Below are 15,721 nucleotides of genomic sequence, written 5' to 3'. Positions count from 1 at the left end.
GGTGGTCAGACCCAGACGCCGCGCTCCTCCATGACCTTGCGCAATGTGTCGATGTGATCGGTCATGATGCCATCGACTCCGAGGTCCAGGAGCCGGTGCATGCGCTCGGGTTCGTTGATCGTCCACACGTGCACCTGCAGTCCGTACGCGTGGGCGGCGCGGACGAAGCGATGGTCGACCACCGGAACGCCCGACTGGGCCTCGGGCACCTGCGCGGCGACGGCGGACCTGCGCACGGCGGCCGGCAGCCCCCAGGAGCGCAGCCGCAGGTTCAGCACCCCACGGGTGCCGAAGGAGGTGGCCAGCTTCGGCCCGGCCAGCCGCTGGGCGCGCAGCACGCGCGCCTCGGAGAACGAGCCGACACAGACCCGGTTCCAGGCGTCCGTGCGTTCGATCAGCTCCAGGAAGGGGCGCAGCGCGGGCTCCGCCTTGATGTCGACGTTCCAGCGGACCTCGGGGAAGGTCTCCAGCAGCTCCTCGAACAGCGGCACCGGTTCCTGGCCGCCCACGCGCGCGTGCCGTACGTCCTCCCATGGCAGGTCCGCGATGCGGCCCGCACCGTCGGTGACCCGGTCCAGTGTGGAGTCGTGGAAGGCGACGAGCCGGCCGTCGGCCGTGGTGTGCACGTCGGTCTCGATGTAGCGGTAGCCCATCTCGACCGCGCGCCGGAACTGCGCCGTGGTGTTCTCCAGGCCGTCGGCGGCGCCACCGCGGTGGGCGAAGGCGATGGGACCGGGGTGGTCGAGGTAGGGGTGGCGCATGCGCGAAGTCGGGAGGGTCACCCTGGCAGTATGGCCCGCTCCGGTGTCGCGGTGGCAACGACCGTGCTGCCAAGCGATGCCGCCGGGACGGCGAACACCCGCAGGAACAGCTGCGCCAGCGGCCCGATGGCCACGGCGTAGAGCACGGTGCCGATGCCGAGGCTGCCACCCAGCAGGAACCCGCTGACCACCACCGCCGCCTCGACGCCGGTCCGCATCAGCCGGATCGAGCGGCCGGTGCGCTGGTGCAGCCCGGTCATCAGCCCGTCGCGGGGGCCCGGACCGAAGCGCGCCGCGATGTAGAGGCCGGTCGCCGCACCGTTCAGCACGATCCCCGCGAGCAGGAGCGGGACGCGTACGACGAGGGAGTGCGCTTCCGGGACGAGCGCGAGTGTGCCGTCCATGGCGAGCCCGATGACGAAGACGTTCGAGACCGTGCCGAGCCCGGGGCGCTGGCGCAGCGGGATCCACAGCAGCAGCACCGCCGCGCCCACGAGGATCGACACCACGCCGATGGTCAGCCCGGTGAGTTCGGCGAGGCCCTGGTGCAGCACGTTCCAGGGCTCCAGGCCGAGGCCCGCCTCGACGAGCAGGGCGGAACTCACGCCGTAGAGCACGAGCCCGGTGTACAGCTGGATCAACCGCCGTCCGAGACGGCGCCGAGTGGACATGAAGTACCCCCCTGGGTGGTGGCGGTGGCCTGACGCATGTCACTCTGTGGCTTGGGAACAATCTCCATCCATGGCCAATTCGGGGAAGGTGGACTGATCGACATGGCGCAGTGGACCTCTGCCATGGGGGCCGCGCAGCTCGCCCGGCTCCTCAAGTCCCAGCAGGACCGCCCGGCCGGCCCCGGCACCCGCCGTCCGCCCGCCTACCGCGCCCTCGCCGACGGCATCCGGTTGCTGGTGCTCGAAGGGCGCGTCCCGGTGGCCGCCCGCCTGCCCGCCGAACGCGAACTCGCCCTCGCCCTGTCCGTGAGCCGCACCACCGTCGCGGCCGCGTACGAGGCGCTGCGCGGCGAGGGCTTCCTGGAGTCCCGGCGCGGAGCCGGCAGCTGGACCGCCGTACCGGCCGGCAACCCGCTGCCCGCCCGGGGCCTGGAACCCCTGCCCCCCGAGGCCCTCGGTTCGATGATCGACCTCGGCTGCGCCTCGCTGCCGGCCCCCGAGCCCTGGCTGACCCGCGCCGTGCAGGGCGCATTGGAGGAACTGCCGCCGTACGCCCACACGCACGGCGACTACCCGGCCGGCCTGCCCGCGCTGCGCTCGATGATCGCCGAGCGCTACACCGCGTGCGGGATCCCCACCATGCCCGAGCAGATCATGGTGACGACCGGTGCGATGGGCGCCATCGACGCGATCTGCCATCTCTTCGCCGGCCGTGGCGAGCGGATCGCGGTGGAGTCCCCGTCGTACGCCAACATCCTGCAGCTGATGCGCGAGGCGGGTGCCCGGCTGGTCCCGGTCGCGATGGCCGAGGGGCTGTCCGGCTGGGACATGGACCGCTGGCGCCAGGTCCTGCGCGAGGCCGCGCCCCGGCTCGCGTACGTCGTCGCCGACTTCCACAACCCCACCGGCGCGCTCGCCGACGAGGACCAGCGGCGCCGGCTGGTGGACGCGGCGCGTTCGGCCGGCACGGTGCTCGTCGCCGACGAGACGATGACCGAGCTGTGGCTGGACGAGGAGCTCGCGGACCGCGGGATGCCGCGCCGGGTCTGCGCCTTCGACCCGGCCGGCTCGACCGTCATCACGGTCGGCTCGGCGAGCAAGGCGTTCTGGGCGGGCATGCGGATCGGCTGGGTGCGGGCGGCTCCGGACGTCATCCGCAGCCTGGTCGCCGCGCGGGCGTACGCCGATCTCGGTACGCCGGTGCTGGAACAGCTCGCCGTCAACTGGCTCTTCAGCACGGGAGGCTGGGAACAGGCGGTGGAGCTGCGCCGGGCCCAGGCCCGCGAGAACCGGGACGCGCTGGTGGCGGCGATCCGGCGTGAGCTGCCGACCTGGGAGTTCGACCTGCCGAATGGCGGCCTGACCCTGTGGGTCCGCGCCGGCGGCCTGTCCGGCTCCCGGCTCGCCGAGGCGGGCGAGCGGACCGGCGTCCGCGTCCCCTCCGGCCCCCGCTTCGGCGTGGACGGCGCGTTCGAGGGCTACCTCCGGCTGCCGTTCACGGTCGGGGGAGCGGTGGCGGAGGAGGCGGCGGTCCGGCTGGCCGCGGCGGTCCGACTGGTGGAGACGGGCGTCACAGGGGGTGTGGAGGCGCCGGGCACGTTCGTGGCGTAGGCCGGGCGCCTGGTGGCTCGGGGCGCGTTGCGCGTCGGCGGCTGCGGGTTCGTCGTGGCCGCGACGGCCACGACGGACCCGCACCCGGCAGAAGGTCCGAACCCCGACGGCGCTATCCGGCCGCCTCCGCGGGCACCCCCGGCTTCGTCAGATCCGCCGGCTCCGGAGCCTGTGTCGGCCGAGCCGGCTGAGCCCCCACGGCGGTGGCCCGCGCCGGCAGCAACTCCAGCACCGCCTGCCGATCGGCGTCGCTGGTCTCGTCGTCGTACGGATCCGGCGTACGCGGCACCTGAAGCCGGTGCACCGGACCCGACCCCAGCCGCGCATACCCGCGCCCCGGCGGCACGTGGCCCATCGGCGTGGTGTGCGGTCGAGCGCCCAGTACCGCCTCCACCTGCCGAGGCGCCGCGGGCCCGAGCACGACACGCGCGCGTGTGTGCTGCCGTACCGCGTCGCTCAAGGCCTCCGCGCTGTCGAACTGCTCGGCCACGACGACGGTCACGTTCGCCGCACGGCCGTGCCGCAGCGGCACCTGGAGCAGCGCCTGCGGGTCCTTGCGGCCGTCCATCGCGGCGAGGTGGGCGAAGACGGAGGGGCGGTCCAGCATGATCCACAGCGGGCGGCGGGCGTCGGCCGGTGGCGGGTCGCCCGCCTGCCGGGCCAGGTTGATGGCGATGAGCCGCCGCTCGGTCTCGTGCGCCGCCCACTCCAGGCTCGCCAGCGCACCGGGCAGCGCGCACTCCACGGACAGGACGCCGTCCCGGCCGGTCAGGCACGCGTACTCACCGGTGCCGCCGCCGTCGACGATCAGGACGTCGCCGTACTGGAGGGCCTGCAGGGCGATGGAGCGCAGCAGGGTCGAGGTGCCGCTGCCGGGGTGCCCCATGGCCAGCAGGTGCGGCTCGGTGGAGCGGATGCCGGTGCGCCAGACGACCGGCGGCACGTCGATCTCTTCCTCTCCGTAGGAGAGGGGGAGCGTGCGCTGCACCTCGCTGGGGTCGGTGAAGCCGAGGACGGTCTCGCCGGGCGCGGTGACGAAGTGCTGGGCCGGGATGTCGGCGGGCAGCGGAGGCAGGACGGTGACGGTGAGCTGGTTGCCCTCCTCGTCCCATGTGAAGCGGTATTCGCGGCCCCGGCCGGCCTTGGCGGTGAGCAGCTGCTCGATGCGCATGCGGGCCTCGGGCTCGCCGTCCGGGAAGTACGCGGGGTAACGGATCTCCAGATGGCCGACCCGCCCCGCGTCGTCGAACTCGTGGGCGGTGAAGGCGTTCTCCCACTCCCCGCCGTGCGCGTACAGCGGCGCCGGGTCCTCGGGAGTGGAGAAGTACGGCACCAGGGCTTCGTACAGGGACTGGAGCCGTTCGGTCTGGGACTCGTCGGGTCCCTCCGGGGCCGGCGGGGTGCGGTCGCGGCCCTGCCAGGCCGCCGCCGCCATCAGGGTGATGACGGCGAGCAGCGGCCCGTACGGCATCAGCGCCACGGCCAGGACCACCGAGGCTGCCAGGAAGAGCAGCGGCCCACGCTTGTCCTGCGGTGTGTCGGCCCATCTGCGCCGTCCGGCCGAGGCCAGCAGGCGCAACCCGCGCGTGACGGTGATCAGCGGGTGGAGGACATCGGAGGCGCTGTCGGCCGCCGTCCGGGCCAGCTCCCGGCTCCGGGCGAGCTGTGTCCGGGCGATCTGGGCGCTGTCCTTGCTCAGGATGCGGGGGAGAGGGCGCCGGGCCACTGCTGTCTCCTGACGGTGCGTGCGGGGCGGGACGGGCGGTCAGAACTTGATGCCGCCGAGGAGGCTCGCCAGGCTCTCTCCGCCGGCCTTGATGCTCGGGGCGATGCCCGTGTTGGCGAGGTAGAAGCCGAACAGGGCCGATGTGCATGCGTGCGAGCCCTTGAGGCCGTCCTTGCGGAAGAAGAGGAAGACGACGACGCCGAGCAGCATGACGCCTGAGATGGAGAGGATCATTTCGGGCCTCCTGGTGTCATTGGGTGGGGGACAGTCACCATGAGTTCTTCCAGGATCACAGGATGTATCCATACGATTAAAGGTGCAACTGAGTGAAATTCGGCAGATTTCACCCACCTGGCACAGTGGTCACGTCCGGCCCGGCTGAGCTGGGTGGTTGCCCCCCGACGGGGCTGTCGGTGATCTTTACCTCGGGCACATCGGGTCATGTGCCGCGCCAGCCAGTACGCTGGCGATTCACTCGTACGGCTGCGTTCCGCTCTCGCTGCCGTACGCTCCCTGAAGTCCCCGAAGTTCGCAGGAGAGGCGGTCCGGCCGATGAGTGAAGCCCCCGACCCCGAGGTCGTGGAGCTGGCGACCAAGATCTTCGATCTGGCCCGGCAGGGGCAGACCGAGGCGCTCGTGGCCTACGTGGACGCCGGCGTTCCGGCCAACCTCACCAACGACCGCGGCGACTCCCTGGTGATGCTCGCCGCCTACCACGGGCACGCCGACGCGGTACGCGCCCTGCTCGCCCGGGGCGCCGCCGCGGACCAGATCAACGACCGAGGCCAGACCCCGCTCGCGGGTGCCGTCTTCAAGGGTGAGACGGAAGTGATCAAGGCGCTCCTGGAGGGTGGAGCCGACCCGGCCGCGGGGACCCCGTCGGCCGTCGACACCGCCCGGATGTTCGGCAAGACGGAACTCCTGGAGCTGTTCGGCGCGCACTGACGCGCATGTCCTGAGCAGGTACGACACGAAAAACGGGGGAGGCGGTAAGAGGCCGCCGGAAATACGGTCGCGGCAGCACAAACCGCCGGGTCATCATGACGACGTGATTCACGGACGCGATGGCTGGGCAGGTGATGCCGCACCGCGCGGACCGTGATGCGGTCCGCATGGGCCACCGACGAGAGGCAGAGAGAAATGGTCTTCGGCAAGCAAGAGACGGCGGGCGCTCCGACGTTGTGTCACGCGGCCAGGTAGTGCGTGTTCTCCGGTTGCGTCGACGCTTGATGTGAGGCTGTTTCCCATGTTCGATCCGGTCATAGCGCCCAGCGGTACGCTGCTCGGCCTGCTCCAGCGGGGCCGCGGCGACGGCACGCTGCACGCGCTCACCGCCCCGCGCGCCGAAGCCCTCGCGGCCCTGGACCACTGTGTACTGCGCGATCCCCGCCACGACTGGCAGGTGGAGAACCGCTCGCTCTACTACGCCCGGCTCTACCTCGACCTGAACGGCGAGCTGGACGCGATCGAGGCGCACCTCTTCGACCCCGAGGACGTCCTCGACACCGACGAGTCCCGCACCGGCCTCGCCCTGGCCGTGCTCGGGCACCTCGCCTCCTACGGCAGGCGGGACGCCCTCGTGCTGCTGCGCAGGTACGCCGCCCACGGCTCCAACTGGGCCTGGGCCCTGGACGAGCTGGCCCTCAGGGACGACGACGCGGGCCTGCGCGCCCTCGCCGCGCCCGTTCTGGCCCGCTTCGGCACCGACCCCGAGGGCGAGGCCGAGCTGGCCGCCGCCGTACGCGACGCCTTCGAGCCGCGGCCCTGGCGGCTGTGGGCCGAGGATCCGCGCGAATCGATCGCCACACGCGTGCGTGCCGCCCAGGAGACCGGCTGTTTCGACCGCTGGCAGCGGCAGATGCGGCCCACCGGCCCGCGGCCCGGCTGGAGCGTGCGCGCCGTCTTCGAATGGGCCCAGCAGGGCATGGACCGCGGCGCCGCCCTCCATGTGCCGGCCGCCCGCTGTCTGGTCGCCGTGGCCGGCCCCGAGGACCGGCCGGAGATCGTCCAGGCCGCCCGGACCGGCATCGACGGGGCCCGCTGCACCGCGCTGCGCTATCTCGCCGACAGCAACGACCCCGAGGCCCTCGATCTGATCGAGGCCGCCGTCGCCGACGGCACGTCCGTCGTCGTGGAGGCCGCCGCCGACGCCTTCGAACGGATGCGCAGTCTCGCCGCCGTCGACCGTGCCCGCCGCTGGGCCCAGCGCCCTGACGTGCTCGGCGCCGCGGCCGGACGCATGCTCGCCTGCCGCGGCGGAGTTCAGGACCGCGACCTCGTCCTCGGCGCCCTCCGCGAGGCCGTGCGGGGCGAGGGCCCCGACGCGCCCACACTCTGGACCCTCGTCGACGGCACCGGACGCCTCGGCATCGCCTGCGCCGCCCCCGTACTGCGCCACATCTACCGTGAGACGGCCTCCTCCCATCTGCGCGGCCGTGCCGCCCGCGCACTGGCCGCCACCGACCCCTCCTTCGCCACCGGCTTCGCCGTCGAATGCCTGTGGGACTGCGAGGAGACCACCCGCGAACTCGCCGCCCGGCATGCCGAGACCGGTGACGCCCGGGTCGTCGAGCGCCTGCGCCGCCTGGCAGCCGATCCGGCCGAGGAGGCGGAAGTGCAGACGGCGGTACGCAGCCGCTTCGGACCCGACGCCGCCCTCGGCTGACCCCACGCACACACACGGCCCGGGCCGACGACCGCCCGCCGTGTGAACACCGGGTGTCCCGCAGGTCAGGCGGTCATGACGGCCGTCTGACCTGCCCGGGTGCGCAGCCCAACGCTCACAGGACGTTCCCCGGGCGGAAAGATCCAAGTCGACGCCGCCACGCCCCGCGCGGCGACAACACCCGTATGCGTGTCGTCATCGTGACCGAATCCTTTCCCCCCGATGTGAACGGCGTGGCCCACTGCGCGCTCCAGACCGCCCGGCACCTCGTAGATCGCGGTCACCATCCGCTCGTCGTCGCCCCCGCCCCCGCTCCGGGCAGCGGACCGGACACGGACGCCCCGTGCCCGGTCGTCCGGATCCCCTCCCTCCCGCTCCCCGGCTACCCCCAGGTCCGCGTCGCCCTCCCCAGCCGGCGGCTCGCCGCCGCGCTCGTCGGACACCGGCCTGACGTCGTACATCTCGCCAGCCCCTTCGTCCTCGGCGTGCGCGGCATGGCCGCCGCCGCCAAACTCGGCATCCCCGCCGTCGCCGTCTACCAGACCGACCTCGCCGGCTACGCCCGCACCTACATGGGTGCCGGCGAGGCGGCCGCCTGGCGGCGGATCCGCTCCGTGCACGCCGCCGCCGACCGCACCCTCGCCCCCTCCAGCGCCGCCCTCGGTGACCTTGAGGCACACGGGGTACCCCGGGTCCGGCTGTGGCCGCGCGGGGTGGACACCGTACGTTTCCGGCCAGATCTGCGTGACGAGGCGCTGCGCCGCGAACTCGCGCCGAACGGCGAGGTGATCGTCGGCTACGTCGGCCGGCTCGCCCCCGAGAAGCACGTCGAACTCCTCGCCGGCGCCTGCGGCCTGGACGGCGTCAAGGTCGTGGTGGTCGGTGACGGGCCCAGCCACGCCCACCTCACCGAGGCCCTGCCCGGCGCCGTCTTCCTCGGCCGCCGCACCGGCGACGACCTCGCGCGGATCTTCGCCTCGCTGGACGTGTTCGCGCACACCGGCCCCTTCGAGACGTTCTGCCAGACCGTCCAGGAGGCCATGGCCAGCGGAGTCCCGGTCGTCGCACCCGCCGCCGGCGGCCCGCTCGACCTGGTCGCCCACGGCCGCACCGGATACCTCGTCCCGCCGGGCGACGTCACAGCCGTGACGGAGGCCGTCCGCGAACTGGCCGTCAACGCGGCGCGGCGGACGGCGTTCGGCGCCGCCGCCCGCACCATGGTCGAGGGCCGCACCTGGGCCGCCGTCGGCGACCAGCTGATCGCCCACTACGGCGACGTGCTCGCGGCACGGAAGACGGCGGTGGCGGCATGACCGGCCAGTCCCTGCGCATCGTCCGGCTCGCCAACTTCGTCGCCCCGGCCTCCGGCGGCCTGCGCACCGCGCTGCGCGAGCTGGGCAAGGGCTTCCGGGCGGCCGGCCACGAACCCGTCCTGATCGTGCCCGGCGAGCGGCACACCGACCGCGACACCGAGCAGGGCCGGGTCATCACCCTGCCCGGCCCGCTGCTGCCCGGCACCGGCGGCTACCGCGTCCTCACCGACAAGCGGCGCGTCGCCGCCCTCCTGGAGGAACTCGCCCCGGACCGCCTGGAGGTCTCCGACCGTACGACCCTGCGCTGGACCGGCCGCTGGGCCCGCCGCGCGCGCGTGCCCGCCGTGATGGTCTCCCACGAGACCGCCGACGGCGTGCTGCGCACCTGGGGCCTGCCCGAGCACCTCTCCCGCCGGGCCGCCGACGCCCTGAACACCCGTACCGCGCACGTCTACTCGCGGGTGGTGTGCACCACGGAGTTCGCCGAGCGCGAGTTCGTGCGCATAGGCGCGCGCAACGTCGTACGCGCCCCCCTCGGCGTCGACCTGACGGAACGCCACCCCGCCCTGCGCGACCCGGGCCTGCGCACCCTGCACGCGCGCGGGGACGAGGCGCTGCTCGTGATGTGCTCCCGGCTCTCCGTCGAGAAGCGCCCCGGCACCGCGCTGGACGCCCTGGAGGGGCTGATACGGCGCGGGCGCCGGGCGGTGCTCGTGGTGGCCGGGGACGGGCCGCTCAGGGCCCGGCTGGAGCAGCGTGCGCGGGAGCACGGGCTGCCCGTGACCTTCCTCGGGCACGTCTCCGACCGGGCCGCGCTCGGCGCCCTCCAGGCGACCGCGGACATCGCCCTCGCGCCCGGGCCCGCCGAGACCTTCGGGCTCGCCGCCCTGGAGGCCATGGCGTGCGGCACGCCCGTCGTGGCGAGCGCCTCGTCCGCGCTGCCCGAGGTCATCGGCTCCGCCGGGGCGACCGCGGCCGACCGCGGCGAGGCGTTCGCGGACGCCGTCGAACTGCTGCTGGACCGTGGCGAGCGCGCACGACGGGACGCGGCACGCGCGCGTGCGGAGTGCTTCGGCTGGGGTACGGCCGTGGAGGCGTTCCTGGCCGCCCACGACGCGGAGGTGCTCCGCCCGACCGGCGTCCGTCGCATCGTGCCGGAGGGCGTGGCATGAGCTCCGTCCGCTTCGTCGCCCTCGGGGACTCGCTCACCGAGGGCGTGGGCGACCCCGCCGGGGACGGCTGGCGGGGCTGGGCCGGGCTGCTGGCCCCCGCCCTCGCCGAGACCGCCGACGCCGTGGAGTTCACCAACCTCGCGGTCAGCGGCGCGCAGACCCGTGACGTGCTGGAGCGGCAGACGCCTGCCGCCCTCGAACTCCGTCCCGACCTGGTGTCGGTGGTGATCGGCGTCAACGACACGCTGCGCCATACCTTCGACATCCAGGCGGTGGCCACCCACCTCGACGCGGTCTACGCGGCGTTCACCCGCGAGGGCGCCACCGTGCTCACCGCCTGCCTGCCCGACCCCGGTGCGATGCTGGGCCTGCCGAGCGCCCTGGCGCGTCCGCTGGCCCGCCGGCAACGGGCCGTCAACACGATCGTCCACGCGCTGTCCGAGCGCTACGGAGCGGTCCACCTGCATGCCGCGGACGGTGCCTGGATCACCGACCGGACCCTGTGGAGCGCCGACCGGCTGCACCCGGGCGAGCGCGGGCACCGGCAGCTCGCCGTCCGCTTCCACGCCCTGCTCACCGAGGCGGGCCGTGCGACGGGACAGCCGCCGTCCCCCGAACCGGAGTTCCCCGCCCCGACCCGGGCGGCGAGCCTGCTGTGGCTGGCCACGGCCGGCACCGCCTGGGTGGCCCGGCGCTGCAAGGACCTGCTGCCCCAGTTGCTGCGCCTGGCCGCCGACGAACTGCACCACCGGGCCCGGGGCACCAGTGCCCGACTCGACCTGAGCGCCGCGGCGGCGGTGTCCGCGGCCCTGGCCGCGTTGGGCCCCGGTCGGGACGCCGAGGCTCAGCGGCGCCCTGCGGGCACCAACGCGGCACCAGGCGTACCGAGTCCGGCGCGAAGGGCCGCCGGCGCCGACACGGCCCTCGCGGCGACGCTCACCGGTGGGGCCGGCACGGCCCGTGCCACGACGCTCACCGGTGAGGCCGGCGAGGTGAGTCCGTCGGTGGTTCATGTGGCGGGCGAGGTGGGCCCTTCCGGGGTTAGCGCGGTCGGTGAGGTGGGTTCGTCGGTGGTTCGTGTGGCGGGCGAAATGAGTCCTACCGGGGTCAGGGCGGTCAGTGAGGTGGGTCCGTCGGTGGTTCGTGTGGCCGGCGAAGTGAGGCCCTCGACGGTCCGTGCGGCCGGCGAGGCCGGAGCGCCGGGTGCTGGTGCGGTGCGTACGGTCTCGGCGGTGGGCGCGGCCCATGAGGCGAGGCCGGCGCCGGGCAGCGCGGCCGTCGTGGCGGATGCGGGCCGCGAGGCCCCGGCGCCCGGTTCGGCCTGTGCGGCCGTGGGGGCGCACCCGGGGCGGACCACCGTGGTCACCGGGTAGCGCCCGACGGGGCGGAGGGCCGGCCGGGAGGGGGGCCTTGAGCCCCGTCCCGGGGCCACGGCGCCGGACACGCCCACGCGGCCGCCAGGCCGCAAACGGCGCGGACGACTGCTTCACCTGGTGACTCCGGGCGGTCGGTGGGCCCTTCGGGAAGGTGACCGGATGTCCGGGGCCCGGCCGTGCCGAGGTCCAGGTCCCACCGCAGGCGTACCGGCCTCAGACGATGCCGGCCAGCCGGTACTGCTCGTCGCGGGCGTCGGTCAGGAACATCCGGCCCGGGGCGTGAGTGATGGCGAACGGCGGCCGGGACGCCATCACGGCCGCCTGCGGGGTCACTCCGCAGGCCCAGAACACCGGGATGTCATCCGGCGCGACGGTCACCGGATCGCCGAAGTCGGGGCGGGCCAGGTCCTCGATACCGAGGATATCGGGGTCGCCGCAGTGCACCGGACCGCCGTGCACGGCCGGCAACAGGCTGCTCTCCCGGATCGCGGCGCGGATGTGCTCAGGCGGCACCGGCCGCATGGACACCACCATGGGCCCCCGCAGTCGGCCCGCCGGCCGGCACGCGCGCGTGGTGACGTACATCGGCACGTTGCGGCCCTGCTCGACATGCCGGATCGGCACGCCCGCCCGGGCGAGCGCCCACTCGAAGGTGAAGCTGCAGCCGAGCAGGAACGAGACCAGGTCGTCCCGCCAGTGCGCACGTACATCGGTGGGCTCCTCGACCAGTTCGCCGTCCTTCCACACCCGGTAGCGGGGCACGTCCGTGCGCAGGTCGGCGCCCTCGGCCAGAACGGTCGACGTGGAGCCCGCGTCCGTGACGTCCAGCACCGGGCACGGCTTGGGATTGCGCTGGCAGAACAACAGCATGTCGTAGGCCCAGTCGGCCGGCACCGAGATCAGGTTGGCCTGTGTGTGGCCTGCCGCGACCCCGGCCGTCGGACCCGCGAGGCCCTCCCGGAAGCGGGCCCGGGCGCTTTTCGGACTCCACGCGTGCGCGCGCTGGTCGACTGCTGTGACGGGGAGGTCCTCGGTACGCGGTGTCAGCGTCATGCCGGCTCCTCGGGAATGAGAGCAATGCCGTCTCCGAGACCGTAGAGGATCGTTCAACGATCCTTCAATACCCATGTTGTTTCGTTCCGGTCCGTGCGATTGAATTCCGGCATGACAGAGCAGCCGACCGCACTGGCCGACGACCGTGCGCTCCTTGGGCGTACCAGCACGGCGGAGCGGGTCTCGGACATCCTCCGGAGCCGCATCGCCGACGGGTACTTCCCGCCCGGCACCCGGCTGTCGGAGGACGGCATCGGCGGGGCGCTCGGGGTCTCCCGCAACACCCTGCGCGAGGCGTTCCGGCTGCTCACACACGAACGCCTGCTGGTCCACGAGCTCAACCGCGGGGTGTTCGTGCGGGTCCTGACCGTCGAGGACGTCGAGGACATCCACCGCACGCGCTCCCTGGTCGAGTGCGCCGTCGTGCGCGGGCTCGGCGAGCCGCCGTACCGGCTGGAGGGCGTCGCCGCGGCGGTCGCCGCAGGAGAACGGGCGGCCGCGGAGAACGACTGGACGGCGCTGGGCACCGCCAACATCCACTTCCATCGGGAACTGGTCGCCCTCGCGGGCAGCGAACGCACCGACGAACTGATGCGCAGCGTCTTCGCCGAGCTGCGGCTCGCCTTCCACGTGGTCGACGACCCGCGCCGGCTGCACGAGCCGTACCTCGCCCGCAACCGCGAGATCCTGCAGGCGCTGGAGGCCGGCCAGAAGAGCGAGGCGGAGCGGCAGCTGGAGACGTACCTCGCGGACTCACTGGAGCGGATGGTGGAGGTCTACCGGCGGCGGGTCGCCCCGTAACGACCCGCGACCCTGTCGACAAACCGGCGGAGCCTGCCGTTTGGGTCGATGTCAGACCCAGGACCTAGTCTGTGCACCGTGACTTCGCCTGCATCGACGGACAGCGTTCCGCCCCAGCTCAGCGCGGGGCCGCGCCCCGCATTGGGCCCGGCCGCCGACGAAGGACTGGCGCGGCGGCTGCGCGCGCTCGCCTGCACCGCGCCGCTGCACGACCTCGACGCGCGCAAGGCCAACCTGGCCGGTGAGTACTCGGTGTACGGCATGGCCGAGGTGGCCCTCGCCGCCATCGACCTGGTCACGCTCAACATGGACTTCGACACCGGCGCCGACCACGAGCAGATCGTGGCCCGGCTCGTCCCGCGCATCGCCGCCCAGGCCCCGCACGGGCCGACCGCCGAGCACGAGCGCGTGGCCCGCTGGGTCCTGGAGAACCTGATCAACGTCGGCAGCGTCGACCGCGGCTTCCGCGCCGTCTACGGCACCTTCGCGCCGGACGGCACGTACGTCCGCCGGGACTACGACTTCAAGCTGATCGAAGAGGTCCCCGGCCCCGGCGGCACGGTGTACCTGCGCACGACGGACGAGGCGGTCAACGTCCTGGTCGGCGCCCTCGACACCGACGTCACCAGCGCCCAGATCGCCGCCGAGGTCAAGCTGGAGGTGCTGATCAGCCGCGGCCGGCTCGCCGACGCTCAGCTGGCCGCCGAACAGGCCCGCTACCGCACCGTGCAGTACTCGGAGACCCTGCGCCGCGCCCTGGAGGCAACCCGGCGCAACGTCCGTGCGGTCGACTGGCTCAGCGCCGTGCCCGACATGATCTCCGAGGCCCTGGACCACGTGGCCGACCGTTACCGCCACGAGAACGCGATCCTCACCAACATCCGCAAGGCCCGCGACGAGACCGAGGAGCCCGAGCACAAGCGCCGCGCCGCCGAACTGGTCGACATCGTCAAGGACTGCATCCGGCGGCACACCCAGCTCCAGTCGAGGCTGCTGGAGGCCGGCCCGCTGTTCCGCGCCGAGCAGGACCGGCAGGCCTTCGCCACACCGGCGACGACATCCGGTATCGACCTGTACGGCCATCTCGTCGCCCCCCTCCTGCCGCTGCCCCTGGAGCAGGCGATCCGGGTCACGGACGCGTTCTTCGCCCACGGCACGGGCTTGCGCACGCCGGTGTCCGTCCGGGTGGCGGACCTCGTCGACATACTGCTGACGCCGCCCGTGGAGCGGGAGCACCTGGGCGCGGAGATGCCCGAACCCGACCTGATCGCCACGCCGGACGACAGCCGGTTCAGCGAGGAGCAGCTGGCCGCCGCGATGGAACTGCTGGACCTGCCGGCCGACGCGCCGCGCAGGCTGTCGGGGCTGCTGTCCGAGGCCCGGCGCACCGGGGACCCCGATCTGGCCTATCTGGTGGCCCTGTTGGCGGTTCATGCGGCCAGTCCCGCGGTCGGTACCGCGTACCGGCAGGGCGAGGAGAAGCTGCTGTTCGCCGTGGACGACGGGACGGAGCTGGACGATCCCGAGTTCGGCGGAGCGGACCTGATCGTGGGAACCGCCCTGCTGGACGCGGCCGGGATGGCGGCGGACCGGACGGAAGCAGCATGAGTCAACAACAGCGCGACAAGGAGCACCAACCGTGAGCGAGCACGTCGAGTGGAGTGAGGCGGAGTCGTCGGCGCCGTCGGCGCCCGCCGCCGTCACCCCCGCCGATGCCGCCGACGCGGCGCGGCTCGTCGCCTTCGGGCTGCAGCCCAAGTTGCAGCCAGCGCGGGACCAGGAGTACACGGAGCTGCTGCGCCGGTACCGCGAGGACCCGGCGTTCGCGCGGCTCGCCGACGCCGTGGCCGCCGGCCTGGGCCTCGTCGTACTGGAGGTGTCCCCGCGCGCGGGCATGGCCGTCACGGCCGCCGAGGACTCGGTGTTCGCCGTCCGCATGGGCGACTACGCGCGTCGCACCGCCGCCGACTCCGGCGACCGCTTCCTGCACGGGCTCGCCCATCTCGCCGTCGCGGCGCTGGCCTTCCCACGCCCGGAGGACCTGGCCGACGACACCTACATCGGCCGCGTCACCGTCAACGGCGTCGACGCCTTCGTACGGCAGGCCTGCCGGCGCCTGGAGGAGCGGGCCGAGGAACTGGGCGAGAACACCGACCCGGCGACCGACGCGCCCGGCCTCGAGGCCGCCTGGCGCATCTGGGCCAGACGCAGCGCCACCGGCGCCACCAAGGACGCCCGCCGCCCGGCCGCCTCCACCACCGGCATCGTGGCCAAGGCCCTCGCCTTCCTCACCGACTCGGGCTTCCTGCAGCGCACCGGCGACGACGGCGGCGGCACCTACCGCACCACGGCCCGCTACCAGCTCCAGGTCCGCGACATGGCCGGCAGCGCCGCCATGGCCGAACTGCTCGAGCTGGGCGTCGTACCGGTGACCGACGGCACGGCCAGCCTGCTGCCCGCCGAGGACACCGAGGACCTGGAGCTGGTGGCCGACGCCGGGCTGCCCTTCCACTCCTGAGGGCCGGCCGCCGAGCCCGCACATTTCCTGAACCACCGCACGTTTCACCAGACT

General features: G+C 73.5%; 13 protein-coding genes and 1 pseudogene. 9 read left to right on the top strand and 5 right to left on the bottom strand.

The annotated features are described in order from the left end of the window. Positions 1-5: 5 nt before the first annotated feature. A complete protein-coding gene (locus ACWCQS_RS30895) occupies positions 6-761 on the bottom strand; it encodes a glycerophosphodiester phosphodiesterase (RefSeq protein ID WP_451007625.1) in 756 nt (251 codons plus the stop codon). 17 nt (positions 762-778) lie between these two features. Next, complete coding sequence (yczE, locus tag ACWCQS_RS30890; RefSeq protein ID WP_451007506.1) at positions 779-1,432, bottom strand: membrane protein YczE; 654 nt, start codon at positions 1,430-1,432, stop codon at positions 779-781. Between the two features lie 102 nt (positions 1,433-1,534). Here yczE and ACWCQS_RS30885 point away from each other — a divergent pair, with 102 nt between their 5' ends. Then, positions 1,535-3,043 carry an SCO1417 family MocR-like transcription factor gene (locus tag ACWCQS_RS30885; RefSeq protein WP_451007505.1) on the top strand — a complete coding sequence of 503 codons (1,509 nt, stop codon included), beginning with the start codon at positions 1,535-1,537 and terminating at the stop codon, positions 3,041-3,043. A 112-nt stretch (positions 3,044-3,155) separates the two neighbouring features. On the opposite strand, the gene ACWCQS_RS30880 is transcribed toward ACWCQS_RS30885, so the two are convergent. Together ACWCQS_RS30880 and ACWCQS_RS30875 are read right to left on the bottom strand one after the other, a co-directional pair. Continuing rightward, the gene (locus ACWCQS_RS30880; protein WP_451007504.1) at positions 3,156-4,769 is read right to left on the bottom strand and encodes a hypothetical protein; all 1,614 of its coding nucleotides are present in this window, start codon (positions 4,767-4,769) and stop codon (positions 3,156-3,158) included. A 39-nt stretch (positions 4,770-4,808) separates the two neighbouring features. Next, on the bottom strand, positions 4,809-5,003 hold the full coding sequence (locus ACWCQS_RS30875; protein ID WP_055706964.1) for a hypothetical protein: 195 nt from the start codon (positions 5,001-5,003) through the stop codon (positions 4,809-4,811). Positions 5,004-5,321: 318 nt separating this feature from the next. Between ACWCQS_RS30875 and ACWCQS_RS30870 the strand changes: the two genes are divergently transcribed. From ACWCQS_RS30870 to ACWCQS_RS30850, 5 genes and pseudogenes are all read left to right on the top strand, one after another. Further along, on the top strand, positions 5,322-5,714 hold the full coding sequence (locus ACWCQS_RS30870) for an ankyrin repeat domain-containing protein (RefSeq protein ID WP_450673428.1): 393 nt from the start codon (positions 5,322-5,324) through the stop codon (positions 5,712-5,714). 301 nt (positions 5,715-6,015) lie between these two features. Then, positions 6,016-7,434 (top strand): HEAT repeat domain-containing protein, encoded by a 1,419-nt coding sequence (locus tag ACWCQS_RS30865; protein ID WP_451007503.1) that lies wholly within the window; start codon positions 6,016-6,018, stop codon positions 7,432-7,434. A gap of 185 nt (positions 7,435-7,619) precedes the next feature. Continuing rightward, complete coding sequence (locus ACWCQS_RS30860; protein WP_451007502.1) at positions 7,620-8,747, top strand: glycosyltransferase family 4 protein; 1,128 nt, start codon at positions 7,620-7,622, stop codon at positions 8,745-8,747. Beyond that, positions 8,744-9,919 (top strand): glycosyltransferase, encoded by a 1,176-nt coding sequence (locus ACWCQS_RS30855; RefSeq protein WP_451007501.1) that lies wholly within the window; start codon positions 8,744-8,746, stop codon positions 9,917-9,919. Before ACWCQS_RS30860 ends, ACWCQS_RS30855 begins: the two co-directional genes overlap by 4 nt. Next, positions 9,916-10,740 (top strand): annotated as a pseudogene (locus ACWCQS_RS30850) (SGNH/GDSL hydrolase family protein); the annotation flags it as partial. The gene ACWCQS_RS30855 and the pseudogene ACWCQS_RS30850, both read left to right, overlap by 4 nt. A gap of 768 nt (positions 10,741-11,508) precedes the next feature. Here ACWCQS_RS30850 and ACWCQS_RS30845 read toward each other — a convergent pair. Continuing rightward, the gene (locus ACWCQS_RS30845; RefSeq protein WP_451007500.1) at positions 11,509-12,348 is read right to left on the bottom strand and encodes a putative hydro-lyase; all 840 of its coding nucleotides are present in this window, start codon (positions 12,346-12,348) and stop codon (positions 11,509-11,511) included. Between the two features lie 111 nt (positions 12,349-12,459). Between ACWCQS_RS30845 and ACWCQS_RS30840 the strand changes: the two genes are divergently transcribed. From ACWCQS_RS30840 to ACWCQS_RS30830, 3 genes are all read left to right on the top strand, one after another. Next, entirely contained in the window at positions 12,460-13,149 is a 690-nt protein-coding gene (locus tag ACWCQS_RS30840) for a GntR family transcriptional regulator (RefSeq protein WP_451007499.1), read from the top strand. Positions 13,150-13,227: 78 nt separating this feature from the next. Next, positions 13,228-14,757, top strand: a complete 1,530-nt coding sequence (locus tag ACWCQS_RS30835) for a hypothetical protein (RefSeq protein ID WP_451007498.1) — start codon at positions 13,228-13,230, stop codon at positions 14,755-14,757. 31 nt (positions 14,758-14,788) lie between these two features. Beyond that, positions 14,789-15,667 carry a hypothetical protein gene (locus ACWCQS_RS30830; protein WP_451007497.1) on the top strand — a complete coding sequence of 293 codons (879 nt, stop codon included), beginning with the start codon at positions 14,789-14,791 and terminating at the stop codon, positions 15,665-15,667. Positions 15,668-15,721: the final 54 nt, after the last annotated feature.

This window comes from Streptomyces sp. NPDC002076 (genome assembly GCF_053593835.1).
The sequence above is the reverse complement of the archived record's forward strand: the minus strand, read 5'-3'. Positions and strand labels throughout refer to the sequence as shown.

Coding starts and splice junctions, on each gene's coding strand:
- ACWCQS_RS30840 (WP_451007499.1), top strand. CDS start 12,460: ATGACAGAGCAGCCGACCGCACTGGCCGACGACCGTGCGCTCCTTGGG.
- ACWCQS_RS30845 (WP_451007500.1), bottom strand. CDS start 12,348: ATGACGCTGACACCGCGTACCGAGGACCTCCCCGTCACAGCAGTCGAC.
- ACWCQS_RS30860 (WP_451007502.1), top strand. CDS start 7,620: ATGCGTGTCGTCATCGTGACCGAATCCTTTCCCCCCGATGTGAACGGC.
- yczE (WP_451007506.1), bottom strand. CDS start 1,432: ATGTCCACTCGGCGCCGTCTCGGACGGCGGTTGATCCAGCTGTACACC.
- ACWCQS_RS30870 (WP_450673428.1), top strand. CDS start 5,322: ATGAGTGAAGCCCCCGACCCCGAGGTCGTGGAGCTGGCGACCAAGATC.
- ACWCQS_RS30875 (WP_055706964.1), bottom strand. CDS start 5,003: ATGATCCTCTCCATCTCAGGCGTCATGCTGCTCGGCGTCGTCGTCTTC.
- ACWCQS_RS30855 (WP_451007501.1), top strand. CDS start 8,744: ATGACCGGCCAGTCCCTGCGCATCGTCCGGCTCGCCAACTTCGTCGCC.
- ACWCQS_RS30865 (WP_451007503.1), top strand. CDS start 6,016: ATGTTCGATCCGGTCATAGCGCCCAGCGGTACGCTGCTCGGCCTGCTC.
- ACWCQS_RS30895 (WP_451007625.1), bottom strand. CDS start 761: ATGCGCCACCCCTACCTCGACCACCCCGGTCCCATCGCCTTCGCCCAC.
- ACWCQS_RS30885 (WP_451007505.1), top strand. CDS start 1,535: ATGGCGCAGTGGACCTCTGCCATGGGGGCCGCGCAGCTCGCCCGGCTC.